This is a genomic window from Streptomyces sp. NPDC018263 (genome assembly GCF_055562575.1).
Window position 1 is genome coordinate 223,058 of sequence record NZ_JBVHFA010000002.1, and the last position, 24,449, is coordinate 247,506.

Consider the following 24,449-nt stretch of genomic DNA (forward strand, 5'->3'; position numbering starts at 1 on the left):
CCGATCGCGTCGGCGGCGGGGGAGAGGAGCGGCCGGCGCGGCGAGGTCCGGGCGGCGGGCGGTCCGTCGATGCGGCTGCGCGGGTCGTTCCGCAGAGTCGTGCCTTTCCGGGGAGAGGGCGACCGGCCGCGCGCCGGGCCGGGGGAGGCGGGGCGAGGCGTCGCTCGTCGTTCCGGGCAACTATATGATGCATCGTCAAATCATGTACCAGAGAAGGAAGTTGCGATGCCCGACAGTGCGGTGGCAGGTTCCGGGGCAGAGCCCGGCAAGGCGAGCGTGGCCCGGATGTACGACGCGATGCTGGGCGGACAGCACAACTTCGCCATCGACCGGGAGGCGGTGGCCGCCTTCACCGCCATCGACCCGCGGGTGCGGACTCTCGCACGGGCCAACCGGGACTTCCTCGGCCGGGCCGTGCGCTTCCTGATCGACTCCGGGGTGCGGCAGTTCATCGACCTCGGCTCCGGCATCCCCACTCAGGGCAACGTCCACGAGGTGGCCCAGGCGGCCGACCCGGACGCCCGTGTGGTGTACGTCGACAACGATCCCGTCGCCGTCGCGCACAGCGCGTCCCTCCTCGCGGACAACCCCTGCGCGGACATCGTCGACGGCGACATCCGCAGGCCCGCCGACATCCTTCGCTCGCCACAGCTCCGCAGGCTGATCGACTTCGGCGAGCCCGTCGCCGTGCTGATGATCACGATCCTGCACTTCATCACGCCGGAGGAGGACCCGCGCGCCCTCGTGGGCGCCTTCCGGGACGCGCTGCCCGAGGGGAGCTGGCTGGCCATGTCCCACGCGACCAACCAGGACCGCCCCGACACCGCCGCCGCCGTGGGACAGCTCTACCGGTCCCGCGCCACCTCCCCGGTGACCGCCCGCTCGTACGAGGAGATCCTCGGCCTCTTCGACGGCTTCGACCTCGCCGAGCCCGGCCTGGTCCACGTCCCGCTGTGGCGTCCCGACCCGGCCGGGGCCCTGCCGGACAACCCGACCGAGTACTGGGTGTACGCCGGAGTCGGCCGCACCACCCCCAGGTAGGGGATTGAGGGCGGGGCGCACGGGCACTTGGTGGCCAGAAGGACGGCGGGCGTTCCGCCGTCCCGGCTGGTGGCAGGGAGAGGCCGTGCTCATGGACAGAAGACCGACGCGGGAAGCGCACGATCCCGGCCGCGCCCCGACCCCGCCCCTGCTGCCCGGCGGCTACGACCCGGCCGACTACGCCGGCACCGTGGCCCGCGGCGCCGACGCGGCCGGGGTGTCGCCGGTGCTGCTGATGACGGTGCTGCACAACGAGGCGTACAAACCGCACCATCCGCTCCTCGAACGGCTCTGGCAGTGGTGGAAGCCCGGTGCCTCCTTCGGTGTGGCGAACATGCACAAGTCGGCCTTCGAGTCGGTCCGGCGCGCCCACGGCCTGTCGGGGCGCTGGGAGGACCTGCGGGACGATCCCGCGTTCGCCGTCCGGGTCGCCGCCCTGCATCTGAGGGACCTCGACCGGGCCCTCCCGCGCACCCATGCGCGCCGGTACACCCGCGACGAGCTGCTCGCCCTCGGCTACAACGCGGGCGAACGGAACATGCGGGCCTTCGCCCGGGGCGTCCCGCCGGGGCCCATGGCGCGGTCGTACCTGCGGCGCTACCGCGCCTACCGGGGCCGGGCCGCCGACGCGCTGGCCGAGGGCGGCAGGCCGCGCGACCCTGACCGCCGCCCGCCGTGGCCTCCCGGATGCAGACGGCCGGTTTCTGGGTGACGGTAGTCGGAGGGGCCCAGCCGGCACGTACGCGCCGCCGGAGGGTCCACCACGGCGACGGCGAGGAGGAACTGTGGCTACTTCCGATCACCAGCACGAGGGCCCCGCGGACGGCGGTGCGGCGGGCGAGCCCGGCGTCCACGACGGCGGTGCGGACGGCAGCGCCGAGGGTCCCGCGGACGGCGGTGCGGCGGGCGTTCCCGGCGTCCACGACGGTGGTGCGGACGGCAGCGCCGAGGGTCCCGCGGACGGTGGCGCGGCCGGCGTTCCCGGCGTCCATGACGGCGGAGCCGACGGTGGTGCCGAGGGTCCCGCCGACGGTGGCGCGGCCGGTGTCCCCGGCGTGCACGACGGCGGTGCGGACGGCGGCGCCGACGACGGTGCCGAAGGTCCGGCCGACGGTGGCGCCGCGGGCGTACCCGGTGTCCACGACGGCGGTGCCGACGGCGGCGCGGACGGCGGCGCTTGACCGGCCCGGCCGGCGACTCCCGTGATCCCGGCACCCCCACGGGTGCCGGGATTCTGGAGCGCCGTCTGACCGGCCTCGGCCGTGACGCCTTCGCGCGGGACGTCTGGTCGCGCACCGCGCTGCTCACCCGGCACGCGAGCGACTTCTCCGACGTGTTCGACGCGGGCGCGGTGGACGAACTCCTCGCGCGCCGGGGCCTGCGCACGCCCTTCCTCCGCGTCGCCAAGAACGGCACCGTGCTCCCCGAGTCGTCCTACACCTCGCCCGGCGGGGTCGGCGCCACCATCTCCGACCAGCTCGACGACACCGCGCTGTGGCGGCTGTTCGCCGACGGCGCCACCCTCGTCCTGCAGGCCCTCCAGCGCACCTGGGCCCCGGTAGGGGAGCTGTGCGCCGCGCTCGGCGCCGAGCTGGGGCACCCGGTGCAGGCCAACGCCTACATCACCCCGCCGCAGAGCCAGGGCTTCGACGACCACTACGACGTCCACGACGTGTTCGTGATCCAGATCCAGGGCAGCAAGCGCTGGCTCGTCCACGAACCCGTCCACCACGATCCCCTCCGGGACCAGCCCTGGACCGACCGCCGGGCCGCCGTCGCCGAGGCGGCGGAGGGGCCCGCGTACATCGACACCGTGCTGGAGCCCGGCGACGTCCTCTACCTTCCGCGCGGCTGGCTGCACGCCGCCCGCGCCAAGGGCGACGTCTCCATCCACCTGACCCTCGGCGTCCACGTCTGGACCCGCTACGCGCTGGCCGAACAGCTCGCCGAAGCCGCCCTCGCCGCGCTGCGCGACGACCCCTGGACCCGCGCCACGCTGCCGCTCGGCGCGGACGCCACGGCCGAGGTGCTGGACGGCGTCCGCGAGCGCCTCTCCGCGGCGGTGGCCGAGGCCGACCCCGCCCCGCTGTTCCACCGCACCCGGCGCGGCCAGGGCCGTCCGGCGCCGCTCGGCCCGCTGGCCCAGCTCGCCGCCGTCGACGCCCTCGCCCCCGAGTCGCCCGTACGCCTGCGCGACGCCCTGGAGGCCCGGCTCGAAGGGGCCCGCCTGATGACACGGGTCGGCTGGCTCGACTTCCCCGAGGCCGACCTGCCCGCCGTGGCCCGCCTGCTCGACGGCGAGGTCCGTACCGCCGGTGACCTCGGGCTGCCCCTCGCCGGACGGCTGCTGCGGGCGGGCGTGCTGCTGCCGGGCGGACAGTAGCGGCCCGGTGACCACCACCGACCGGTTCTTCTGCGCCGACGCCGCCCGGATACGCGGCGACTGGCTCGCGGGCACCGCGCCGCGCGGCACGGTCTGGGTGCTGATCGAGTACCGGGGTGCCTGGCCGACCAACGGCTACGACGGCATCGACCTCGACCCGGTGGTCAAGGCCCACGTCTGGGCCGCCGCCCACGAGGTCCGGGCCCGCATCTTCCTCATCAGGCGGCTCGCCCGTCCCAGACCCGAGGGGCCCGGCCGCTGGGCCGTACTGCACTACGAGCGGTCGGGCGCCTACCGCCAGCGCTGGGGCACCTGGAGCAGCGACCAGGACCTCGTGGAGATCGCCGGGGCCCTCCGCTCGCCGGGCCTGCTCGACCAGCCGCCGGTCGTCCTGGTCTGCGCGCACGGACAGCACGACATCTGCTGCGCGGTACGCGGCCGTCCCGTGGCGCGGGCGCTCAGCGAGCGGTGGCCCAACCTCGTCTGGGAGTGCACCCATGTGGGCGGGGACCGGTTCGCCGCCAACGTGGTCGTGGTGCCCGACGGGACGTACTACGGCCTCCTCGACCCCGCCTCGGCCGTGGAGGTGGTCGGGGAGCACCTCGCCGGGCGCATCCACCCCGACTTCCTGCGCGGGTACACCGACCTGGCCCCGCCCCAGCAGGTCGCCGTCGCCGCGCTGCTCGCCCGCTACGGTCCGGCCGGGCGGCACGACTACACGGTCACCGGCACCGCCCGCGACGGCGACGACTGGCGCATCCGCGTCGAACTGCACGCCCCCCGCCCGACCGCGTTCGACATCGAGGTGCACGCCCACCGCACGGCCCCCTACCGGCTCACCTGCCGGGGCCCCGTACCGAGCCCGGCGGTCTCCTACGAGGTGCGCTCCATCCGCCCGGCCTGACCGCTTGCCTTCGAGTGCACGTCAACTCCTAGTGTGGAAAGGCGACTTCACCGGAAGGAACACCATGAACAGCACCTGGTTCATCACGGGCACCTCGTCCGGTTTCGGCCGCCTCCTCACCGAGCGGCTGCTCGCGCGCGGCGACCGGGTGGCGGCCACCCTGCGCCGCCCCGAGGCCCTGGACGACCTGCGCGCCGAGTACGGCGACCGGCTGTGGACCGCCCGTCTCGACGTCACCGACCCGGAGCAGGCCGAGCGGGTCGTCGCCGATGCCTTCGCGGACCTGGGCGAGATCGACGTGGTCGTCAACAACGCGGGGTACGGCGTCTTCGGCTCCGTGGAGGAGGCCGGCGAGGAGCAGATCCGGCGGGTGATCGACACCAACCTGCTCGGCTCCATCCACGTCATCCGCGCCGCGCTGCCCCACCTGCGCGCGCAGGGCCGCGGCCGCATCCTCCAGGTCTCCACGGCGGGCGGCCAGACCACGTATCCCGGCTTCGGCTACTACCACGCCTCCAAGTGGGGCATCGAGGGCTTCTGCGAGACGGTCGCGCGGGAGATCGCCCCCTTCGGCATCGCCCTCACCATCGTGGAACCCGGCGCCACCCCGACCGGCTTCGGCGCCTCCCTGTACACCGCCCCGCCCATGCCGGAGTACGCCACCACCCCGGCCGGCGAGATCCGCCGGGCCCTCACCGACGGCACCTTCGTCCTGCCCAACTCCCCGGAGAGGATCGCCCAGGCCATGATCGACCTGGCCGACTCCGGCGCGGCCCCGCTGCGCCTGCCCCTCGGCTCGGACACGTACGACGACATCCACGCCTCCCTGACCGCCCGCCTGGCGGAGCACGAGGCGCACCGGGACACGGCGTACTCGGTGGTCAGCGGGGAAATCGACGCGACGTGAAAACAAAGGTGACGTGATCTGACACCTTTGGCGTGCACCGTGGAAGCATGACCACACAAGACCTCACCCCATCCCTCGCCGGCCGCATCGCCCTCGTCGCCGGGGCCACCCGGGGCGCCGGGCGGGCGATGGCCGTCGAGCTGGGCCGGGCCGGAGCCACCGTCTACGTCACCGGACGCACCACCCGCGAGCGGGCCAGCGAAGTCGGGCGGCACACCGAGACCATCGAGGAGACGGCGGAGCTGGTCACGGCCGCCGGAGGCACCGGGATCGCCGTACCCACCGACCACCTGGACCCCGAGCAGGTCCGGGCGCTCGTCGCGCGGATCGACCGCGAGCAGGGGCGGCTCGACATCCTCGTCAACGACCTCTGGGGCGGCGAACACCTGCTCGTCAACTCCGTCTTCGGCAAGAAGAGCTGGGAGACCCCGCTCGACGACGGCCTGCGCATCCTGGAACTCGGGGTGCGCTCGCACGTCATCACCGCCGCGCTCGCCCTCCCGCTCCTGATCCGCTCCGACGCCCCGCTGCACGTGGAGGTCACCGACGGCACGGCCGTCTACAACCGCCGGTACCGGGAGAACCTCTACTACGACCTCGCCAAGAACGCCCCCCTCCGCATCGCCTTCGGCCTCGGCGAGGAACTCGCGGAGTACGGCGGCACGGCCGTCGCCGTCACGCCCGGCTTCCTGCGCTCGGAGCAGATGCTCGCCCACTTCGGCGTGACCGAGGAGAACTGGCGCGACGCCATCGCCCAGGAACCCGACTTCGCCACCGCCGAGTCGCCCGCCTACCTCGCCCGCGGCATCGCGGCCCTCGCCGCCGATCCCGGCCGCGCCGCCCGCTGGAACGGCAGGTCCACCTCCAGCGCGGAACTCGCCCAGACCTACGACCTCACGGACGTCGACGGCAGCCGGCCGGACGCCTGGGCCTACTTCGAGGAGGTCAAGTTCGGCGGCAAGGAGGGCACCCCCGACGACTACCGCTGACCGGGGGTCACGCCGTACAGCGCGGCGAGGTCCCGCGCGTGTGCGCGGAAGCGTGCCCGCAGGCCCGTGGGGGCCAGCACCTCCACGTCCGCGCCCAACTCGCTGAGCTGGGCGAACGCGACCTCCTCCGACTCCACCGGCAGCTCGACCGTCACCCGGCCCTCGGCGTCCGGCCCGCTCGCGGACGCCAGCGCCTCCGCGACCCCGGCCGGGTCGGCGACGGCGGGCAGCCGGCCGAGCCCGCGCTCGGTGAGGCGCAGGGTGGCCGTCGTCCGCAGCAGCGTGCGGGCGAACGCCTCCGCGTTCGTCCGCCAGTACTCGGTCAGGTCGAAGCCGGGGTCGCGGACGAAGGGTTCGTCGTCCGTGGGGGAGAGGGCGGTGACCCGGTCGACACGGTACGTGCGCCAGGTGCCGTCCCGCCCGGCCGGCACCCTGCCCACCACGTACCAGACGCCCGCCTTCAGCACGAGCCCGTACGGCTGGAGCAGGCGGGTCACCGCGTCGTCCCGGCCCGGCCGCGCGTAGGTGATCTCGACGGTGCGGTCGGACCACACCGCGCGGGCCAGTTCCGGCAGCAGCTCGGGGGTCGACGGCTCGCGGAACCAGGCCGGGGCGTCCAGGTGGAAGCGGCGCACCGAGGACTCGGCCGCCGCACGGAGCGAGGGGAGCAGGGTGGCGGAGAGCTTCAGCCGGGCGGTGTCCGCCGCGTCCGAGAGGCCGAGGTCGCGCAGGGCGGTGGGCAGGCCGGAGAGGTAGAGGGTCTCGGCCTCGGTGGGGTGCAGGGTGGTCAGCCGGGTGCGGTGACCGGGCGCCAGGTGGTAGCCGCCCGCGCGGCCGCGTTCGGCGCGGATGGGGACGCCCGCCTCCTGGAGAGCCTGGGCGTCGCGGATCACCGTACGCCGGGAGACGTCCAGCTCACGGGCGAGGGCGTCGGCGGTCAGGCCGGGGCTGGACTGGACGAGAAGCGCCATGCGGATCAGACGGGCGGCACGCATGGGTCAAGCATCGTGCACCGGGGAGGCGGGGGCGTCCCGCGCCTCCCCGGCAGAGCAGGGACACGCACTGTTGTCATAGGTCAAGCAATACGGAATGCTCGTGCGCATGTACTCCCAGCAACAGCACGACGGCGGCGGAACAGGAGTGTCCGCCTCCGCACAGCGAGGCTCGGTGTGGGTGATGGAACTGCGCGGGGAACTCGACCTGGCCTTCATGGACCGGGTCGAGCGTGCCACCGCCGACGCCCTGCGCCTCTTCCCCGGCCCGCTCGTGTACGACCTCCGGCATCTGAGCTTCGCCGACTCCCTGCTCGTCAACCACCTTCTCGCCACCCGCCGGCAGCGCCCGGTCGGACTGTTGGGCACCAACCGGTACGTGGACCGCATGCTGGAAGTCACCGGCACCGCCGAGGTGTTGCCCACCTTCCCCAGCCCGGAGGCGGCCGAGGCCACGCTCACACGCGCACGGTAGGACCCTTGGTGCGGACCGGCGCGGTCTCCGGCAGCCGCCAGGTGCACAGCGCGCTGGCGAGCCCGGCCGCCGCCATGTACGCGGCCAGATACCAGGGCCGGTCCCCGCCCGCGCCCACCAGCAGGGTGGCGATGAAGGGCGAAGTCCCGGCGAAGATGACGCCGTTGATCTCACGCACGAAGACCAGCCCGCTGTACCGGACCTCGGTGGGCAGCGACTCGGCGTAGAAGGTGCCCGCGACCGCGAAGATCGAGTTCAGGAAGAGGGCGAAGGCGACGGTGATCGCCGTGTAGATCAGCCAGGGCTCCCGCGTGTCCACCATCAGGAAGAACGGGTAGGCGAACAGCGTGATCGCCACCGCCCCGCCGATCATCACCGGCTTGCGCCCCACCCAGTCGGACAGCGCGCCCGCCAGCGGGATCGTGAGGATCGAGACCGCCGAGGCGATGGTGATGCCGAGCACCGCCGTGCCGGACGACAGACCGAGCTGGTTGGTGAGGTAGCTCGGCAGATAGCCCTGGATCGCGTACGAGGCGATGGCGGTGGCGCAGCCGGAGCCGATGAGCAGCGCGATCGCCTTGGGCCGGGCCCTGATCGCGGCGAGCACGGGCAGCTTCTCCCGCCGGCCGCCGGCGCGGGCCGCCTCGAACTGCTCGGACTCCGGCGCCGCGTTGCGGATCAGCAGCGCGATCACCACCACCAGGGCGCTGGCCAGGAACGGAATGCGCCACCCCCAACTGAGGAAGTCGTCCTCGGGCAGCGTGGAGACGGCGGCGACCGCGCCGGAGGCGATGACGACGCCGATGAACTCGCCCGCGCCGGGCAGCGATCCGTAGAAGCCGCGCTTGTGTTCCTGGGCGGCCTCGGTCGACATGACGTACGCGCCGCCGAGTTCGGCGCCGACGCCGAAGCCCTGCATCATCCGGCACAGCACGAGCAGCACCGGCGCCCAGATGCCGATCTGGTGGTACGTGGGCAGCGCGCCGATGGCCAGTGTGCCCGCGCCCATCAGGACCACGGTCAGGATCAGCACCGGGCGGCGGCCGATGCGGTCACCGAGGTGGGCGAGGAGCAGCCCGCCGACGGGGCGTACCGCGAAGCCGAGTCCGAAGGTGGCGAAGGAGGCCAGGGTGGCCGCGAAGGGGGAGATCGACGGGAAGAAGATCTTGTTGAAGACGATCGCGGCACAGGCGCCGAAGAGAAAGAAGTCGTACCACTCCAGGATCGACCCGACGACACTCGCGGCGGCCGTTCTGCGCTGACGCGCCCGTGGGCTCAGCGGCGGACGCGGGGCGGATTCCTGGCGGGCGGATGCGCTCGTCGTCGGGCTCATCGCACTCCCTTTCACCATCGGTCGGGGACTCGTGCGCCCTGCTTGTTGCAACATGTGCACGCCTGTTGCGCGAGGGCTGCTAATGTTCTTCACGGCCACAGCCGCATGTCAATGGAGGGGATCGCGATGACCGGTACGACGGTCTGCCTCGGCGAGACGATGGCGCAGGTCACCCCGGCCGACGGCCAACGGCTGGAACACAGCCGGGAGTTGCGGCTCGCCGTCGCGGGGGCCGAGTCGACCGTGGCGCAGTACCTGGCCGACCTGGGGCACCGGGCCGCATGGGTGAGCCGGGTCGGTGACGACCCGCTCGGGCGGCGGATCGTCACGGCTGTCGGCGGGCGCGGGGTGGATGTCGGCGGGGTGCGGGTCGACCCGGACGCGCCAACCGGCCTGTATCTCAAAGACCCTGGGCCGGACGGCACCCGTGTGCACTACTACCGGCGCGGCTCGGCGGCCTCACGGATGGGGCCCGAGGACGCCGAGCGCGTCGACCTGGCCGGGGCGCGGCTGCTGCATCTGACGGGGATCACGCCCGCGTTGTCGGCGGGGTGCGCGGAGCTGGTGGAGCTGCTCATGGAACGGGCCGCGCAAGCCGGGGTGTTGGTGTCCTTCGATGTGAACCACCGGCCCGCGCTGTGGGGTTCACCGGACGAGGCGGGCTCGGTGCTGCGCGACCTGGCCCGCCGGGCCGACCTCGTGTTCGTCGGGCGGGACGAGGGCGAGCGGCTGTGGGGGACCGCCACGGCAGAGGAGATCCACGCCCACCTCGCGTCCCGCGGCACGCTGATCGTGAAGGACGGCGAGGTCGGCGCCACCGAATTCAGCGCTTCTGGACGGGAGTTCGCTCCCGCACCCGCCGTCGAGGTGATCGAGGCGGTCGGCGCCGGAGACGCCTTCGCCGCCGGATACCTGAGCGGACTCCTGCACGGCTCCGGGGCCGCCGGGCGGCTCGCCCTCGGACACCGCCTCGCCGGGCGCACCCTGCGCAGCATCGAGGACTATGTGCCCGCCGACACCTTGGAAGGGAACTGACGCCATGTCACAGACGGTGAGACGGGCCATCGACATCCTGGAGTTCATCGCCCGCGGCCCCCGCACCCAGACCGAGGTGGGCGACCACCTCGGCGTGCACCGCTCGACCGCGCTGCGCATCCTGGAGTCGCTGACCGAGGGCGGGCTGGCCCGACGGCTGCCGGACGGGCGGTACGCGGTGGGGCACCGGCTCGCCGGGCTCGCCCAACTCGCGCTGGAGCAGTTCGGACTCAAGGACATCGCGGCCGGCCACCTGCGGACGCTGGGCGAACACTGCGGCCACACCGTGCACCTGGCCGCGCTGGAGGGGGGCCGGATCGTCTACGTCGACAAGGTCGACCCGGTGGACGGAGTGCGCCTGTACTCCCAGATCGGCCGGCCCGTGACCCTGCACACCGCCGGTGTCGCCAAGGCGATCCTCGCCCATCTGCCGCGCCCCACGGCCGAAGCCCTGCTCGCCGGCTGCGACTTCGCCCCGCACACCGGCACCACGATCACCGACCCTGCCGCCTATCGGAAGGCGCTGGACGAGACCCGCGCGCGCGGCTTCGCCGTGGACGACGGTGAGTACGAGGACTACGTGAACTGCGTCGCCGTACCCGTACGGGACAGCGGCGGCGAGGTCATCGCGGCCGTCTCCGTGACCGCGCTCAGGGCGAAGGCGGACCTCGCCGCGCTGGAGCGGGACGTGCTGCCCGAGTTGGCCACCACCGCAGAGACGATCTCCAGGGAGCTGGGATGGCGACCGTGAACCCCCTGTCCTTCGACCAACTCTTCGCGCGGGCGCCGGTGATGGCGATCCTGCGCGGGATGCCGCTCGACAGGTCCGTCGAACTGGCTACCCGGGCCTGGGACCTGGGCATCGAGTGCGTCGAGGTGCCGGTGCAGAGCCGGGAGGCCGCCGAGGTCCTCGCCGCCGTGGTGGAGGCGGGCGCCGAGCGGGGGAAACCGGTCGGCGCGGGCACCGTCACCACGGCGGAGCGGCTGGCGTGGGCGGTGTCGGCCGGAGCGGCCTTCACCGTGGCGCCGGGGCTGGACACCGAGGTGGCGCGGGCCGGCCTTGATGCCGGGCTGCCGCATCTGCCCGGCGTGGCGACGGCCACCGACGTCCAGGCGGCGCGGGCGCTGGGCCTGGACTGGCTGAAGGCGTTCCCGGCGGGCGTGCTCGGCCCGGACTGGTTCCGCGCCATGCGCGGGCCCTTCCCGGAGGTGCCCTTCGTCGCCACCGGCGGCATCGACGCGTCGAACGCGGCCGCGTACCTGGCGGCGGGCGCCAAGGTCGTCGCCGTCGGTTCGGCGCTCGAGGACCCGGACCAGCTCCGCCGTCTGGCCGACCTCTTGAAGCACTGACTCACCCGCACGCAGACAGGAGCCGCCGCACCCATGAAGATCACCGCACTCACGACCTACCTCGTCGCCCCCCGCTGGCTCTTCCTCAAGATCGAGACCGACGAGGGGATAACCGGCTGGGGCGAGCCCGTGGTCGAGGGCCGCGCCCACACCGTCGCCGCCGCCGTGGACGAACTCGCCGACTACCTCACCGGCCAGGACCCGCTGCGTATCGAGGACCACTGGCAGGTCATGACCAAGGGCGGGTTCTACCGGGGCGGCCCGGTCCTGTCGTCCGCCGTGTCCGGCATCGACCAGGCGCTGTGGGACATCAAGGGCAAGTACCACGGCGTCCCCGTGCACGACCTGCTCGGCGGCGCCGTCCGGGACCGGATGCGGATGTACTCCTGGATCGGCGGCGACGACCCGAGCGAGGCCGCCGAACACGCGGCCCGGCGCCTCGAACAGGGCTACCGGGCCGTCAAGATGAACGTCGGCGGCCGGCTCAGGCACCTGGAGACCTCCCGCGAGATCGACGCCGTCCTCGCCCGCGTCGCCTCCGTGCGCGAGGTGATGGGCGAGGACGGGGACGTCGCCATCGACTTCCACGGCCGCACCTCGCCCGCCCTGGCCAAGCAGCTCGCCCGCGCGCTGGAACCGCTGCGGCCGATGTTCATCGAGGAACCGCTGCTGCCCGAACTCACTTCGCGGTACGGCGAGTTCACGGCCGCCACCAGCATCCCGGTCGCCACCGGCGAACGCCTCTACTCCCGCTGGGACTTCGACCCGGTCCTGCGCTCCGGCATCGCGCTCGCCCAGCCCGACCTCTCGCACGCCGGCGGCATCTCCGAGGTGCGCCGGATCGCGGCCCAGGCCGAGGTGCACGGCGTGGGACTCGCCCCGCACTGCCCGCTGGGCCCCATCGCGCTCGCGGCCTGCCTCCAGGTGGACTTCGCCAGTCCGAACGCCTTCATCCAGGAGACCAGCCTCGGCATCCACTACAACGTCGGCTCCGACCTCGGTGACTACCTCGTCGACACCTCCGTGTTCGACTTCGACACCACCGACGGCCACATGGCCCGCCTGACCGCGCCCGGCCTCGGCATCGAGATCGACGAGAACGCCGTCGCCAGGGCCGCGGAGAACGGCCACCGTTGGCGCAACCCGGTCTGGCGACACGCGGACGGCTCCTTCGCGGAGTGGTGAGGGGGGGTGCGACGGCCGGTCCGGTTCCACCAGTCGACCAGTGCCCGGCCGTCACCCACTCTGTTCGCCGCGACTCCCTCACCCGTACGGCGTGAGGCGGTCTCCGACCAGCTCTACCCCGCACCGCGCGACCGGATTCCCGGCGGGGCACTCCCGCCCGGCTCCCCGCCCGCGCCGAGTCCGCCGTGCACCGGCACGCGGTCCGCGAGGCCGTGAAGCGGCTCCAGCAGGCCCGGCTGGTCGAGGTCAGCCACGGCGGCCACACCGTCGCCCTGGACTGGCGGCGCACCGCCGGACTCGACCTCGCGCTGGGCCTCGCGGCGGCCGACACCGGCCCCACGACCGCCGAACTTACCCGCGACGCACTGGAGATGCGCGCCTGCGTCGGCGCCGACGCGGCCCGCCTGTGCGCACTGCGCTGCTCCGACCGGGCCGCCGCGCACATCATGGACACCGCGAGCCGTTACGCCCTGCAGGGCCCGGATCTCACGGAGTTGGGTGAGGCGGACGTCGCCTGGTGGCGGCTGATCGTGGAGGGCTCCGGGAACATCGCCTACCTGCTGGCCTTCAACAGCCTGGTCACTGGCGCGCTCCCGGTCGCGGAAGTGCCTGACGCCCTGCGCGCCGACGAACTCCTGGACGTGGAGGCCCACTTGCGGCTAGGGACGCTGATCGCGGTCCGTGAGTCCCGCGCCGCCGAACGGCTCGCCCGCGAGCTGCTGTCCCGCAGTGTCCCCACCGAAGCCCCGGAAGCGGTGAACTGACATGATCCCGGCCGTGGGTCTACGCGATACCCGCGTTCGTGCTCCTGGTCGTGGTGGAGGCACTGTCGTACCGCTTCCTCCCCGACGACGACGAACGCGGTTACGAACTGCGCGACACCGTCACCAGCATGTCCATGGGCGCCGGGAGCCAGGTCATCGGGCTGCCGTGGAAGGCGGTGACGGTCGTGGTGTTCGCCGCCGCGTTCACCGTCGCCCCCTGGCACCTCCCGCCGTCCTCCCCGTGGACCTGGCTGCTGCTGTTCCTCGCCGACGACCTGGCGTACTACGTCTTCCACCGCGCCCACCACCGGGTGCGGGTGCTGTGGGCGGGCCATGTGGTGCACCACTCCAGCCTGCGCTTCAACCTGTCGACCGCGCTCCGGCAGAGCTGGACGCCGATGACGACGCTGCCGTTCTGGCTGCCGCTCGCCTTGCTCGGCGTACCGCCCTGGATGATCCTGCTCCAGCAGTCGGTCAGCCTGGTCTGCCAGTTCTTCCTGCACACCGAGCGGGTGGACAGGCTGTGGCGGCCGGTGGAGTGGGTCTTCAACACCCCGTCCCACCACCGCGCGCACCACGGCTCCAACCAGGTCTACCTGGACCGCAATTACGGTGGCATCCTCATCGTCTGGGACCGCCTGCTGGACACCTTCGAGGCCGAGGGCGAGCACGTGGTCTACGGCCTGACCAAGAACATCGAGACCCACAACCCGCTCCGCGTCGCCTTCAACGAGTACGCGGCCACCTGGCGCGACGTCCGCGCGGCCCGCACCTGGCGCGACCGCGCCGGCTACCTGCTGGGCCCGCCCGGCTGGGCACCGGCGGCGCGCTGAGTGGGGAGGGGCGGCGGGGCGGTGGGGGTCGGGCTGAGTCTGGCGATGGCGGCAGGGGGCGGAGGGTGTCGGGCTACGTCGGGGGAGAGGCGGCAGCGGGTGGTGGGTGTCGGGCTGAGTCGAGCGATGGGCGGCAAGGGGGGCCGTGTCGCGCTGAGTCGGGGGAGGGTGGCAGCGGGCGGTTGGTGTCGCGCTGAGTCAGGCGACGGGGGCCGGCGGGCGGTCGGGTTCGCGCCGACTCAGGCGATGGGCGGCAGCGGGCGGTCCGTGTCGGCGACGCGGGTGAGGCGGGCGGTGAGGGGTGCGAGCAGCGGAGAGGTGAGGGCCTTCATGACCAGCGTGCGCGTCGCCAGCCCGGCGCGCGTCCGGGGGTAGGCGAGCCGTACGACACCGGGCGGGAGCTTCTGCACGGCGTCGACCAGGGGCCGCATCCAGCTCTCGTACGCGGTGAGGGCGGCCTCGGGGTTCGAGTGCGTGGAGAGACTGGCGGCGAGGACGTAACCGCTGGTCAGGGCCAGTGAGGCGCCGCCGCCTCCCATCGGGGTCACGCACCAGGCGGCGTCGCCCACCAGGCAGACTCGGCCGCGGTGCCAGGTGGGCATCCGGATCTGGCTGAGACCGTCGACGTACACGTCCTCGGACGCGTCGAACCCGTCCAGCACCCGCTCCGCCTCCCAGCCCGCACCGGCGTACCGGGCGCGGACGCGGGCCAGCGCGCGGGCGCGGTCGAGCGGGGCGAGGTCCTCGGCGTCGGCGCAGGCGAGGATGGCGCGGGTGGTGCCGTGGTTGTCGGGCCGCAGATGGACCTGGCGGCCGCCGACCGTGCTGTACCAGCGCCAGCGGTCGTCGTCGGCGGCGGTGCGCGGGATGGTGCCGAACACCATGTTGACCCCGAGCGCTCGCCGGTCCACCAGCCCGTCGAAGAGCCGGTCCCGCGTGGCCGAACGGACGCCTTCGGCGATCACGAGGAGGTCGGCGCGGAGGACGCGGCCGGCGGTGGTGGTGAGGGTGATCGAGTCCTCGTCCTCAGTGGTGTCGCTGATCGTGTCGCCGTAGACGATCTCGACGCCGTCGGGCAGATGGTTGAGGATCGCGCGGGCGAAGTCGCCGCGCAGGATCTCCAGTTCGGCCGTGGCGCCGTCCGGCCCGTCGGAGGGCAGTTCGACGGTGACGTCACCCCGCTCGTCCACGAACACCGCTGCGGTCTCGGTGGTGTTGAGTGCCTTCACGGCGTCGAAGAGACCCATCCGGTCCAGCACCTCGCGCGCGACGCCCCGTACATCGACGTTCTGCCCGCCGTCCCGGAAGGCGGGCGCCCGCTCGATGACGGTGACCTCCCAGCCGGTGCTTCTCAGCCAGTAGGCAGCGGAGAGCCCGGCGATGCTGGCACCGGAGACGACCGCTTGCGGATTCCTCATGGCTACCCCTTCGGCTGTGGCGGCCCGACCGGATGCGGTCCGTCGTCTTCTAGGCTGTCGCCGGTGGACAGCATGATCGACTACGGCGCCTTCGCGGCCCGGCTCGCCAGTACGAGGCCCGGCGCGGACAAGCACGCCATTCGCTTCACGGACACCGCCCCGCGCTGGGAACTCCTGCGCCAGTTCCAGGAGGAGTGGGGGTACGAGGACTCGGCGGACGCGGACGACTGGCGGCACGAGCCGGTGACGTCGCCGGACCTGCCGATCCCGGCCGCGCTGGACGAGTGGTGGGCGCTGCCGTACAACTCCTTCGTCCACAGCCCGCGCCTGTACTGGACCAACCCCGAGTACCCGCCGACACCGCGCCCGGACCCGACCGGTTACGGCACCTCGGCCGCCCTCCCCGCCGACAGCACCCTCGTCCCGGCCGGCGCGGACCGCCGGGTGTACGTGTTCAAGGCCGAGTACGAGTACTGCAACGAGTGGGGCTACCCGGCGGCCGACGCCGGGCTGTCCGACCCGCGCGTCCTGGTGAGCGACTCGCAGGACGGGTGGCAGCTCCAGGCGCGCTCGATCTCCGAGTTCCTCCTCCAACTCGCCGTCCACCGCCTGCCCGCGCACTACGGCTGGACCGTCCACGCCGACGACGACACCGACCGGATCGTCGCCTGGACCAGGTCCGAGCTGCCCCCACTGGGTTTCCTGCCCTGGCGCGAACTCGCCCAGAAGATCACGGTGTACGGGGCCCCGGACGCGCTGGTCTTCCACGACGCGGGGTACGGCGACCACGAACTGACCGTGCACGCGCGCACCGCCGAGGCGCTGGTGCGGCTGGGGGAGCGGATGGGGGTGAACTGGGCGGGACGGATCGAGCCGCCTTGCGCGGTGACGGAGGGGCCTCGGGGGTTGGGGTTCAGGGCGGGGGATGGCCGGTGGGAGGTGGTATCGGTGTCAGCGGAGCCCCTGCGTTCCGAGCGTCCGCAGCCGGAAGCCCCCTTTGCCCACACCAGCCCCTTGACGGCCCTGACCCGCATCGACGTCCCGGACGAGGGCCCACTGGTGGCGACCGGGTACGAGGACGGAAGCCTGCACCTCTCGATGCCGGAAAGCGGGAACGCCCCGCTGGAGGTGGACCGCCGCAGCCCGGCGCTCACCGCCCTCACCTCGGCCCGCACGACCAACGGGCCGGTACTCGCTGCGTCCTGGTGCGACGCGGGGGTGTCCCTGTGGGACATCGAGTCGGGCGAACGGGCCGACCTGGACCTTGGCCCCGGCATTGTCTCCCTGTACCTGTCCGCAGACCTGCGTCTGCTGGTGGGCGGGCCGGACGGGCGGGCGGTGCTCCAACTCGACGCGGACGCGCTGTGGCCGGCGCGTGAACTGATGCTGAGCTTGGTGTCGTTCGAGGAGACGGAGCCGGAGGTCCCGCGCCTGTTGGGGGAGTTGCTGTCGCACGACGCGAAGATCGCGGAGCAGGCGTTCGCCACCCTGAACGAACTACTCACTCCGAGCGGCCACTTGCGCCCGGCAGCGATCCTCTCCTTCATCTACCTGACCCAGATCGGCGCGGAGATCGACGTAGGCGCCCACCCCTGCCCGGTCCGCCGCCGAGTCCTGGGCCTGGCGCTACGCATAGCCACCGCGATGCGCACGGAAGCGCCAGAGGAACCCTGGCTGACGGCATCCCGCAACCTGCTGACCTCCCTCCCCCGACTCATCCCGGACCTGCTGCGCCACCCCAACCCCACGACCCGCACAGCAGCAGCCCTACTGACCACCGCCCTCGGCAGCCACCCGGCCCCGTCCGACCCCCACCCAGAGGTCGCCGCCGCAGCGGCCCTCGCCCTGGGCGACACCACGGCGATGGACGTACTGGTCGAGGCGGGCTGGGATCGAGCGGACCTGGAGACGTTGCTGGACGACTAGAACGGACCGTCGGGGCGGTCGGCGGCCGGCATCACCACGGACTTGTCGGGGCCCCACGCCAGCCGTTGCGCAGTTCTGCGTCCTGCCCGCCATCGGGCACGGCAGGGGTCATACTCGGGGGCATGCTTGTTCCCAGCGGTCGGCTTTCGCCGCTTCAACAACATCTCTTGCAGGAACTGGATCTGTGCGACCTACCGGCTCCCGAAGCGGCGCCGGAGTCCTACCTGGCGCGCGACCTCAACCCGGACGAGATCGAAGAATCTTTGCCCGGCCTGTTGTGGGCCGGACTGGTGGAGCGGCGTGGCGGCGACCTGGGCAGTCTCTCGCTCACCCCGCTCGGAGCTGCGGCCGTGCGGGCGGCGGAGTGCGACGAACTGACCGCTCGCCTGAGCTCGGTTGTGTCCTTCGCCGAGACCGTGTCGGCCGGCGCGGCACCCCGACCCGCCGGGCTCGCCCTGAGGCGACTCGCGGAGGGGGCATGGACTCTGGAGCAGGCGAATTCCTACGTTCGCGTGGGGCAGGTGGACGCCGACCGCTCATGACTCGTCCGATTGGCCGAAGTCCAGAACGACGCGACGCCGCGCGCGAGATGCCCCCGGCTGCGGCGGGAGGACGCCCGCCGACGTGAGGTCGGCGACGGTGATCACGGGTGAACCCACGATCTTCATCGTGAGTGCCTGCTGCGCGGGTGCCAGGTCCACCAGCCGTCGAAGCACGGAGAGCAGGTCGATCAGTTCCACGGTCCACTCGCTCGGCCACGACGTGACGTGGATGTCGTCGAGCGGGCTCGTCTTCCGACTGGTCGGAGAGGCCTTCCGGTAGCCGAACCACTTCTTGACGACGCACATGCCGCCGACTTCGTAGTGCCAGACTTCGGGAGGCACATTCGTGAAGGTGCCCGGGCCCACGTGCAGGGTGCAGGTGTCCGCGTCATAGCTGAGAGTCTCAGGGACGGTCGTGCCGATCCCGGTCTGATACCGCACCTGTCGGGCGTCTCCCGCAGGGAAGGCGACGCCTTCCTGACCGGCCGGGCTGGTGCCGACATCGCCATACGTCGCCGCCCACAAGAACTCACGGCCGAGGCGGACCGCCTCGCTCCACAGCGCCGGGTCGCGGGTCAGGGGTAACCGGACGCCCGGGGTGAGCAGTTCCTCGGCGAAGTGCTCGGTGAACGCGCTGTGTCCGGCGACTGCAACGGCGTAAGCGGCGAGGTCGTGGACGGTTACGCCGTCGACGCCGAGGGCGCCGGCCAGGTACCGGAGCAGTCCGGTGGGTACGTTGGCGGTGCCGTCGGGGTGGAGTACCGGGTGCACTCTGCCGCCCCGGCCGTTGAAGTGGTGAGTGTCGGGTAACAATGCGGTCGCCACTAGCGCGGGACCGCTCTCGATCTCATGGCTGCTCTGCTGATTGAGGAAGACCTGCCCCGGCTGCAAGGACTCCCATAGTTCCGCCCTAGGCCGGTCGATGACGCGGTTGTCGGCGATGAGCCACTGGCGGTCGAAACTTCGTAGCCCGATTCGTAAGAGCCTCGGCTGGCCCTGATATTCATCGAGCATGCTGTGATCAGAGTGCGGAAACCCCGGCAGGTTTGCTGGTCGCGAGTCGAGACTGCGGCTGTCGGTCTCCTTGAATAACACGGCCTTGTCCTCCAGGACCTCCTCTGCCTGTAAACGCACCCAGCGCTGCCTTAGAACGGATTCGGCCGGTGAGTGGACCCAGGACCTGTTAGTTGTGATGCCGAGGCTTCCCCACGGGAACAACTCATCCAGTGCCGGGTAGTCATCCCACCCCGACAACGTGGCCGGAGTGAACGGCCGCACCCCCAGCGCATGCGCATCCCGCCACCCTCCGTCATCCAGCCGCACCTCTCGGAGCTGGGCGAACTTCTCCGCCCGCCTGCCGTGTACGGCCCGGTAGTGAACGCGCGCGGGGCGCTCGGCGTCATGATCCGCCCGTCGTACGAACACGCAGATCGACAACGGCTGGGCGACATGCGGAAACACCCGCGTGGCCGCGTCCGAGCGCTGCCCCTCCGGGGAAAGGTTGATGATCCACCCCTCGTCGCACGTCCGGCGCAGATAGTCACGCATGCCCCGCCCGGCGGGGCCGGTGGCGAACGCGGAGGGGGTGATGAAGCAGACGACGCCGTGCCGGTCGTCCGCATGGGCGTCGAAGACCTTCCACGTGGCCCAGCGCCAGAAGTAGATGTACAGGTTCTTCAACGCGTGCTCGTAGCGGCCATTTCCCGGATACCGGAAGTCGTCCAGTGGAGGGCGCCCCTGACCCTTCATCCTTTTCTCGATCCAGCCGCCTCGGTTCTCCGCCTTGTCGTCGTACGGCGGATTGGAGATGACGACGGTGACAGGGACGTTGGCCTTGACGTGGTTGGCGCGGGCGCGTGACACGGAGAGAGCCGCGTACGTCGACGCGAGTTGCTCCTCCTGGACGAAGGGATCGTCGAGCGTGTCCGTGACGTGGAGGTTGAGTCCGCCCGGTGGCAGCGGAGCGTCATGCTTCTTCAGCAGGTCCGCCGCCCGGAGTTCGGCGACGGCGAACGGGCCCATCTGGAGCTCGAAACCGTAAAGCCGCTCGGCCAGCCTGCCGATCGCATCGCGGGTCATGGCGTCGCCGTGCCGCTCGGCCGCCTGGCGCGCCACCCGCTCGATGACGGTGTGCAGGTAGGTGCCGGTGCCCATCGCGGGGTCGACGATGTGCACGCTCTCGTCGCCGTAGCCGTGCGCCTTGCCCAGGCGGGTCCGGAGCACCTCTTCTGCGAGCCGGACCATCTCCTCGACGACCTGATGTGGGGTGTAGTACGAGCCACTGCGCTGCCGGAGGCTGTCGTCGTAGACGGACAGGAACGACTCGTAAAGATGGAGATAGGCGTCCCGGTTGCCCTGCCGGATGGTCTCCCAGTCGACGGCGGCCACGGTACGGGCGAGGAGGTTCAGGGTCACCTCGAACCGCTCGTTGACGTTGTCCGTGAGCAGTTGGAGGGCCTTGGCCATCAGGGCGTGGCCCGCGTTGAGACGGCGGCCGATTTCGTGGAAGCTCGTGTCGGTGACCGGAATGCGCTCGGTACGGGCGAGGAGCAGGGCGAAGGTGACGGTCTGGGCGTAGCCATCGGCGAAGGTCGCGTCGTCCGCCGTGGGGAAGAGGAGCCGGCGCCAGTCGCTTCGGAGACCGGTGAAAGGGCGCTCGGTCGCGGAGTCGGCCGCGTTCAGGGCGGCTTCGGCCCGTAGTTGTTCCCGTACGGCCTCACGCAGCAGGCGGCACAGCGGGGCTATGTGCTGGACGAGTACCGAAACACGCCGGATCTTCGGTGGCTTCCAGCAGAGCACAGCCTGCCCGAGTGCGTCGAAGGCGGCGAGATCGACGGCTGCCAGTTTCGCCCCGGAGCTCTTCAGGGCCCCCGAGAGCACGAGTTCCTCGCCGATCTGTAGGCCGTACTGGAACACCCGCCAGTGGGTTCCGTTGGTATAGAGCAGATTGGGGAGGTCCCGTAGGCGTTCCCACTGCCGCTTGTCGTGACCGGTGAATGAGCCGGGATCGATGCTCTTTCCGGGCCGCTTGACCTCGATGTAGCCGATCACGTCGTTGTCGACGCGCACGGCGTAGTCCGGCCGTACTCCGAGGTGCGGGATGCGGGTCTCCGGGTGCCAGCCGATCTCCGGGCGGGCGTGATGTGCGGCGATGGTGCGGAAGAGCCGCTCCAGAGGGCTGCGGATGGCGGCCTCCCGGTCACCCGGACCGGACAGGTTCTGCTTGCATTCGCCGCCGAAGACGGAAACAGCTTCCTGAAGCCACTGAAGACGCACGTCACCCATGAATCGCCCCCATCCCCCAGGCCCCGGACTAGATCCGGGACCAGCCCCTAGTCGCGAAGTATGGGACAACGACATCCAAATGGGCAGGGGCGTGCAGGAGTTCGTTCACGGTGAGGGTGCGCCCCACGCAATGGCTTGGCGGACGGACATACGGGCGGTAGTAGGGTGCAGCCATCGCACTCGACCTGCAAAGGCAGGCGGGAAGCAGACATACGGGAGCTTTTTTCATGCTGCGCACCATGTTCAAATCCAAGATCCACCGCGCCACCGTCACCCAGGCCGACCTGCACTACGTGGGATCGGTGACGATCGATGCCGAGCTGCTGGAGGCGGCTGATCTGCTGCCCGGGGAGTTGGTGCACATCGTGGATGTGACCAATGGGGCCCGGCTGGAGACCTATGTGATCGAGGGGGAGCGGGGGTCCGGGGTGATCGGGATCAACGGGGCCGCGGCGCATCTCGTGCAGCCCGGGGATCTGGTGATCATGATCAGTTACGCTCAGGTCTCCGACGCCGAGGCGCGCGAGCTGAAGCCCAGGGTCGTGCATGTCGACGCGGGCAACCGGATCGTGGCTCTCGGTGCCGACGCGTCCGAGCCGGTGCCCGGTTCCGACCAGCAGCGCAGTCCGCAGGCCGTGTCGGCCTGACCGTGGACGACGACCAGGAGCGTGCGTGCCCATGAGTGATGTCGAGATTCGTGATGACCGTGCGGCGGGGCGGCTGGAGGCCGTCGCCGGGGGTGAAGTCGTCGGGCACATCGAGTACTTCGTACTGGACTCGCCCGCGCGCGCCCTGGTTCCCGTTCACACGATCGTGGAGCCCGCCCACGAGGGCAAGGGCATCGCGGGGTCCCTCGCCCGTGAGCTGTACGCGCTCGCCGGGCGGGAGGGCGTGGCGGTCGCGCCGCTGTGCCCGTACGTCGTCTCCTGGGCCGCGCGCCATCCCGACGAGGCTCCCGCCGCCGATCCCGCGCTGATCGCTGCCGCGAAGGAGCGGGCACGTCACTGATCGCGGGGGAGTGGGGTCGGGTACGGCGGGTAGTCGGGAGGTGGTCACCACGAAGTCCGGCGACCGCACGGAGGCAGTCATGACCCAGCCGAACCCCGACCCGGTCCCCCCGGCACCGGGCCCCACCCCACCGGACCCGTACCCCACCCCGGTGCCACCCCCGGACCCGGCCCCGGAGCCCACACCCCCGGCACCGGGCCCCCCGCCTCCGGCCCCCGGCCCGGTCCCGCCCGGCCCCTCCCCGTCACCCATCCCACCGGGCCCGGAGCCCGTGCCGAACCCGGAACCGGGACCCCCGCTGAGCCGCTGAGCGGTACGCGCTGATTCCATGCCGAGCCGATGGTGAGCCTTGGAGGCCCTCCTGGGAAAACCGCGGCCCCGCCCTGCACCCCCCGTGCGGCGTGACTCCGATCCGGAGCCGCGCCGCACATCGGGTTGACGGGCGGGACTCGCGCGCCCACAGCGGCGCAGCGCGGTAGCTCGGGCGAACCCCGCGGCTTCGGCCCCTCGCCCACTTCGACGCCTTCGGCGGCGCGATCGCGCACGCACCGGACCGGCACTCGCACGGCGCCCCGCATCTGACCTGCGTTTGTCACGCTTAGATCACGATGCGACAGGCACGGCATGTGGCCGCGCGACGCACTCGTTGACGTTTCATCCGATTTTCGCAGGGTTGAAGGTGAAGCGCAAGCGGTTGGAACGTGTGTAAGTCGAAAAGGCCGCGCGGAAGGGAAGATTCGCGTTAATGGGCCAGAACGGCCCACGCCGCGGCTCTTCCTTTTGATCATTTCGCTGCCGCCGAGGGGGAAGTGCTCGATAGCATCAGCGACGCGCATAGACATGTACCTGACCTGTGTGTTCCGCGCCTTCGAGAATCGCTTCGCGGGGAACACGGCGGCCTGTGTCAACCGCAGTTGGAACTGTGCGAGTCCGTTACCCCAAACAGGAGGAACCTTCGGTGCCCAGGATAGGAATCCGCACCCGGCAGACCCCCGGTGCCCTGACCGCCGGTATGGTCCTGGCGGTCACCGTCGGCCTGCTCGCCGCGGCATCCCCCGCGCAGGCGGTCGCAGGCCCGCCCGCGGCCGCGGGTGAGCAGGCATTCACTGCCAGGCTCGTCATCGGTGAGGGCGACACGATGCGCGGCTGTTCCGGCGCGCTCGTGCACAAGCAGTGGCTCCTGACCGCCACCAGTTGCTTCGCCGTCACCCCCGGTACCCCCGTCAAGGCGGGCAAGCCCGCGCTGAAGTCCAAGGCGACCCTGGGCGCGAAGACCCTGGACATCGTCGAGGTGGTCCCGCGTGCCGACCGGGACGTGGCGATGGTCCGGCTCGCCGAGCCCGTCACCGAGGTCCAGCCGGTGGCCCTGGCCACCGCCGCCCCTCAGGCCGGTGAGACGCTGCTCGGTTCCGGGTTCGGGCGCACCGCCACCGAGTGGGTCCCCGACCAGCAGCACACCGGCGAGTACGGGGTGGACTCCACGACCGACACCACCGTGGCCCTGACCGGCCTGGACGGAGCCGCGCTGTGCAAGGGTGACACCGGTGGGCCGACCCTGCGCCGCACGGGCACCTCGGTCGAGTTGACCGCCATCCACAGTCTCTCCTGGCAGGGGGGATGCCTGGGTGAGACGGAGACCCGGACCGGTGCGGTGGACGGCAGGGTCGACGATCTGGCGGACTGGGTGAAGAGCATCCGTAACCGCGACCGGATCGACTCGGCCGACGTCGACGGCGACGGCAAGGACGACCTGGTCGTCCTGCGCTCGAACGGCGACGTCGTGGTGTACCCCAACCTGGGTACCAGCTTCGGGCCCGGGCGGGTCTGGTCCGGCGGCTGGGGCCTCTTCGTGACGTGGAAGGACCTGGGCCGGCTGTACTTCGCCGATGTCACCGGCGACGGCAAGGCCGACATGATCGTGCACACCAACGACGGCAACATCGCCGTCCGTACCAACCGTGGCACCTACTGGGACCAGGGTACGAACTGGTCCGGTGGCTGGGGCCGCTTCCTCGACGGCAGCGACCTGGGCCGGCTGTACTTCGCCGATGTGGACGGTGACCGCAAGGCGGACCTGAT

Annotated in this window: 23 protein-coding genes; 19 read left to right on the plus strand and 4 right to left on the minus strand. The window is 71.7% G+C overall.

From position 1 onward, the window contains the following. The first annotated feature begins 225 nt into the window (after positions 1-225). The 7 genes from ACZ3HQ_RS05910 to ACZ3HQ_RS05940 all read left to right on the plus strand — a co-directional run bounded on the left by ACZ3HQ_RS05910 (position 226) and on the right by ACZ3HQ_RS05940 (position 6,224). A complete protein-coding gene (locus ACZ3HQ_RS05910; RefSeq protein WP_467508386.1) occupies positions 226-1,041 on the plus strand; it encodes an SAM-dependent methyltransferase in 816 nt (271 codons plus the stop codon). A 91-nt stretch (positions 1,042-1,132) separates the two neighbouring features. Continuing rightward, positions 1,133-1,753 (plus strand): lytic transglycosylase domain-containing protein, encoded by a 621-nt coding sequence (locus ACZ3HQ_RS05915; protein WP_467508388.1) that lies wholly within the window; start codon positions 1,133-1,135, stop codon positions 1,751-1,753. Positions 1,754-1,826: 73 nt separating this feature from the next. After that, positions 1,827-2,222: a BatC protein gene (locus ACZ3HQ_RS05920; protein ID WP_467508389.1), complete on the plus strand. Its 396-nt coding sequence runs from the start codon at positions 1,827-1,829 to the stop codon at positions 2,220-2,222. After that, positions 2,219-3,424 carry a cupin domain-containing protein gene (locus tag ACZ3HQ_RS05925; protein WP_467508390.1) on the plus strand — a complete coding sequence of 402 codons (1,206 nt, stop codon included), beginning with the start codon at positions 2,219-2,221 and terminating at the stop codon, positions 3,422-3,424. Before ACZ3HQ_RS05920 ends, ACZ3HQ_RS05925 begins: the two co-directional genes overlap by 4 nt. A 7-nt stretch (positions 3,425-3,431) precedes the next feature. Continuing rightward, positions 3,432-4,328 (plus strand): sucrase ferredoxin, encoded by an 897-nt coding sequence (locus tag ACZ3HQ_RS05930; protein WP_467508392.1) that lies wholly within the window; start codon positions 3,432-3,434, stop codon positions 4,326-4,328. A 64-nt stretch (positions 4,329-4,392) separates the two neighbouring features. Continuing rightward, complete coding sequence (locus ACZ3HQ_RS05935) at positions 4,393-5,235, plus strand: SDR family oxidoreductase (protein ID WP_467508394.1); 843 nt, start codon at positions 4,393-4,395, stop codon at positions 5,233-5,235. A gap of 47 nt (positions 5,236-5,282) precedes the next feature. Continuing rightward, positions 5,283-6,224, plus strand: coding sequence for an SDR family oxidoreductase (locus ACZ3HQ_RS05940; RefSeq protein ID WP_467508396.1), 942 nt, complete (start codon positions 5,283-5,285; stop codon positions 6,222-6,224). Here the strand turns inward: ACZ3HQ_RS05940 and ACZ3HQ_RS05945 are convergent. After that, positions 6,215-7,219: a helix-turn-helix transcriptional regulator gene (locus tag ACZ3HQ_RS05945; protein ID WP_467508398.1), complete on the minus strand. Its 1,005-nt coding sequence runs from the start codon at positions 7,217-7,219 to the stop codon at positions 6,215-6,217. The genes ACZ3HQ_RS05940 and ACZ3HQ_RS05945 overlap by 10 nt on opposite strands. Positions 7,220-7,325: 106 nt before the next feature. Here ACZ3HQ_RS05945 and ACZ3HQ_RS05950 point away from each other — a divergent pair, with 106 nt between their 5' ends. Next, on the plus strand, positions 7,326-7,691 hold the full coding sequence (locus ACZ3HQ_RS05950; RefSeq protein WP_467508400.1) for an STAS domain-containing protein: 366 nt from the start codon (positions 7,326-7,328) through the stop codon (positions 7,689-7,691). Here the strand turns inward: ACZ3HQ_RS05950 and ACZ3HQ_RS05955 are convergent. Further along, on the minus strand, positions 7,675-9,024 hold the full coding sequence (locus tag ACZ3HQ_RS05955; RefSeq protein ID WP_467508402.1) for an MFS transporter: 1,350 nt from the start codon (positions 9,022-9,024) through the stop codon (positions 7,675-7,677). The two genes, ACZ3HQ_RS05950 and ACZ3HQ_RS05955, sit on opposite strands and share 17 nt — an antisense overlap. 126 nt (positions 9,025-9,150) lie before the next feature. On the opposite strand from ACZ3HQ_RS05955, the gene ACZ3HQ_RS05960 reads away from it, so the two are divergent. The 6 genes from ACZ3HQ_RS05960 (at position 9,151) to ACZ3HQ_RS05985 (ending at position 14,191) form a co-directional block, all read left to right on the plus strand. Beyond that, positions 9,151-10,059, plus strand: coding sequence for a sugar kinase (locus ACZ3HQ_RS05960; protein ID WP_467508403.1), 909 nt, complete (start codon positions 9,151-9,153; stop codon positions 10,057-10,059). 4 nt (positions 10,060-10,063) lie between these two features. Then, entirely contained in the window at positions 10,064-10,810 is a 747-nt protein-coding gene (locus ACZ3HQ_RS05965) for an IclR family transcriptional regulator (RefSeq protein WP_467508404.1), read from the plus strand. Continuing rightward, complete coding sequence (locus ACZ3HQ_RS05970) at positions 10,798-11,409, plus strand: bifunctional 4-hydroxy-2-oxoglutarate aldolase/2-dehydro-3-deoxy-phosphogluconate aldolase (RefSeq protein WP_467508405.1); 612 nt, start codon at positions 10,798-10,800, stop codon at positions 11,407-11,409. The genes ACZ3HQ_RS05965 and ACZ3HQ_RS05970 overlap by 13 nt, the downstream gene beginning before the upstream one ends. 33 nt (positions 11,410-11,442) lie before the next feature. Continuing rightward, positions 11,443-12,594 carry a galactonate dehydratase gene (gene dgoD, locus ACZ3HQ_RS05975; protein WP_467508406.1) on the plus strand — a complete coding sequence of 384 codons (1,152 nt, stop codon included), beginning with the start codon at positions 11,443-11,445 and terminating at the stop codon, positions 12,592-12,594. A gap of 185 nt (positions 12,595-12,779) precedes the next feature. Further along, positions 12,780-13,358: a FadR/GntR family transcriptional regulator gene (locus tag ACZ3HQ_RS05980; protein WP_467508407.1), complete on the plus strand. Its 579-nt coding sequence runs from the start codon at positions 12,780-12,782 to the stop codon at positions 13,356-13,358. Positions 13,359-13,396: 38 nt separating this feature from the next. Further along, positions 13,397-14,191, plus strand: a complete 795-nt coding sequence (locus ACZ3HQ_RS05985; protein WP_467508409.1) for a sterol desaturase family protein — start codon at positions 13,397-13,399, stop codon at positions 14,189-14,191. A gap of 239 nt (positions 14,192-14,430) precedes the next feature. Here the strand turns inward: ACZ3HQ_RS05985 and ACZ3HQ_RS05990 are convergent, their stop codons facing one another. Then, positions 14,431-15,609, minus strand: a complete 1,179-nt coding sequence (locus ACZ3HQ_RS05990; RefSeq protein WP_467508411.1) for an FAD-dependent monooxygenase — start codon at positions 15,607-15,609, stop codon at positions 14,431-14,433. A 63-nt stretch (positions 15,610-15,672) separates the two neighbouring features. On the opposite strand from ACZ3HQ_RS05990, the gene ACZ3HQ_RS05995 reads away from it, so the two are divergent. After that, entirely contained in the window at positions 15,673-17,535 is a 1,863-nt protein-coding gene (locus tag ACZ3HQ_RS05995) for a hypothetical protein (protein ID WP_467508413.1), read from the plus strand. A 122-nt stretch (positions 17,536-17,657) separates the two neighbouring features. Beyond that, the gene (locus ACZ3HQ_RS06000; protein WP_467508415.1) at positions 17,658-18,077 is read left to right on the plus strand and encodes a hypothetical protein; all 420 of its coding nucleotides are present in this window, start codon (positions 17,658-17,660) and stop codon (positions 18,075-18,077) included. On the opposite strand, the gene ACZ3HQ_RS06005 is transcribed toward ACZ3HQ_RS06000, so the two are convergent. Then, positions 18,072-21,362: a type ISP restriction/modification enzyme gene (locus tag ACZ3HQ_RS06005; protein ID WP_467508417.1), complete on the minus strand. Its 3,291-nt coding sequence runs from the start codon at positions 21,360-21,362 to the stop codon at positions 18,072-18,074. The two genes, ACZ3HQ_RS06000 and ACZ3HQ_RS06005, sit on opposite strands and share 6 nt — an antisense overlap. A 227-nt stretch (positions 21,363-21,589) precedes the next feature. Between ACZ3HQ_RS06005 and panD the strand changes: the two genes are divergently transcribed. The 3 genes from panD to ACZ3HQ_RS06020 form a co-directional block, all read left to right on the plus strand. Beyond that, positions 21,590-22,009, plus strand: a complete 420-nt coding sequence (gene panD, locus ACZ3HQ_RS06010) for an aspartate 1-decarboxylase (RefSeq protein ID WP_467508419.1) — start codon at positions 21,590-21,592, stop codon at positions 22,007-22,009. A gap of 31 nt (positions 22,010-22,040) precedes the next feature. After that, a complete protein-coding gene (locus ACZ3HQ_RS06015) occupies positions 22,041-22,370 on the plus strand; it encodes a GNAT family N-acetyltransferase (protein ID WP_467508421.1) in 330 nt (109 codons plus the stop codon). A 958-nt stretch (positions 22,371-23,328) separates the two neighbouring features. Further along, positions 23,329-24,449, plus strand: a 1,121-nt coding sequence (locus ACZ3HQ_RS06020; protein ID WP_467508422.1) for a trypsin-like serine protease, incomplete at its 3' end; no start/stop codon positions are given.

Bases quoted from the DNA above. Each gene is read 5' to 3' on its own strand.
- ACZ3HQ_RS05950 (WP_467508400.1), top strand. From the start codon at position 7,326: ATGTACTCCCAGCAACAGCACGACGGCGGCGGAACAGGAGTGTCCGCC.
- ACZ3HQ_RS05990 (WP_467508411.1), bottom strand. From the start codon at position 15,609: ATGAGGAATCCGCAAGCGGTCGTCTCCGGTGCCAGCATCGCCGGGCTC.
- ACZ3HQ_RS05965 (WP_467508404.1), top strand. From the start codon at position 10,064: ATGTCACAGACGGTGAGACGGGCCATCGACATCCTGGAGTTCATCGCC.
- ACZ3HQ_RS05910 (WP_467508386.1), top strand. From the start codon at position 226: ATGCCCGACAGTGCGGTGGCAGGTTCCGGGGCAGAGCCCGGCAAGGCG.
- ACZ3HQ_RS06015 (WP_467508421.1), top strand. From the start codon at position 22,041: ATGAGTGATGTCGAGATTCGTGATGACCGTGCGGCGGGGCGGCTGGAG.
- ACZ3HQ_RS05955 (WP_467508402.1), bottom strand. From the start codon at position 9,024: ATGAGCCCGACGACGAGCGCATCCGCCCGCCAGGAATCCGCCCCGCGT.
- ACZ3HQ_RS05960 (WP_467508403.1), top strand. From the start codon at position 9,151: ATGACCGGTACGACGGTCTGCCTCGGCGAGACGATGGCGCAGGTCACC.
- ACZ3HQ_RS05940 (WP_467508396.1), top strand. From the start codon at position 5,283: ATGACCACACAAGACCTCACCCCATCCCTCGCCGGCCGCATCGCCCTC.
- dgoD (WP_467508406.1), top strand. From the start codon at position 11,443: ATGAAGATCACCGCACTCACGACCTACCTCGTCGCCCCCCGCTGGCTC.
- ACZ3HQ_RS06005 (WP_467508417.1), bottom strand. From the start codon at position 21,362: ATGGGTGACGTGCGTCTTCAGTGGCTTCAGGAAGCTGTTTCCGTCTTC.
- ACZ3HQ_RS05945 (WP_467508398.1), bottom strand. From the start codon at position 7,219: ATGCGTGCCGCCCGTCTGATCCGCATGGCGCTTCTCGTCCAGTCCAGC.
- ACZ3HQ_RS06000 (WP_467508415.1), top strand. From the start codon at position 17,658: ATGCTTGTTCCCAGCGGTCGGCTTTCGCCGCTTCAACAACATCTCTTG.
- ACZ3HQ_RS05970 (WP_467508405.1), top strand. From the start codon at position 10,798: ATGGCGACCGTGAACCCCCTGTCCTTCGACCAACTCTTCGCGCGGGCG.
- ACZ3HQ_RS05915 (WP_467508388.1), top strand. From the start codon at position 1,133: ATGGACAGAAGACCGACGCGGGAAGCGCACGATCCCGGCCGCGCCCCG.
- ACZ3HQ_RS05935 (WP_467508394.1), top strand. From the start codon at position 4,393: ATGAACAGCACCTGGTTCATCACGGGCACCTCGTCCGGTTTCGGCCGC.
- panD (WP_467508419.1), top strand. From the start codon at position 21,590: ATGCTGCGCACCATGTTCAAATCCAAGATCCACCGCGCCACCGTCACC.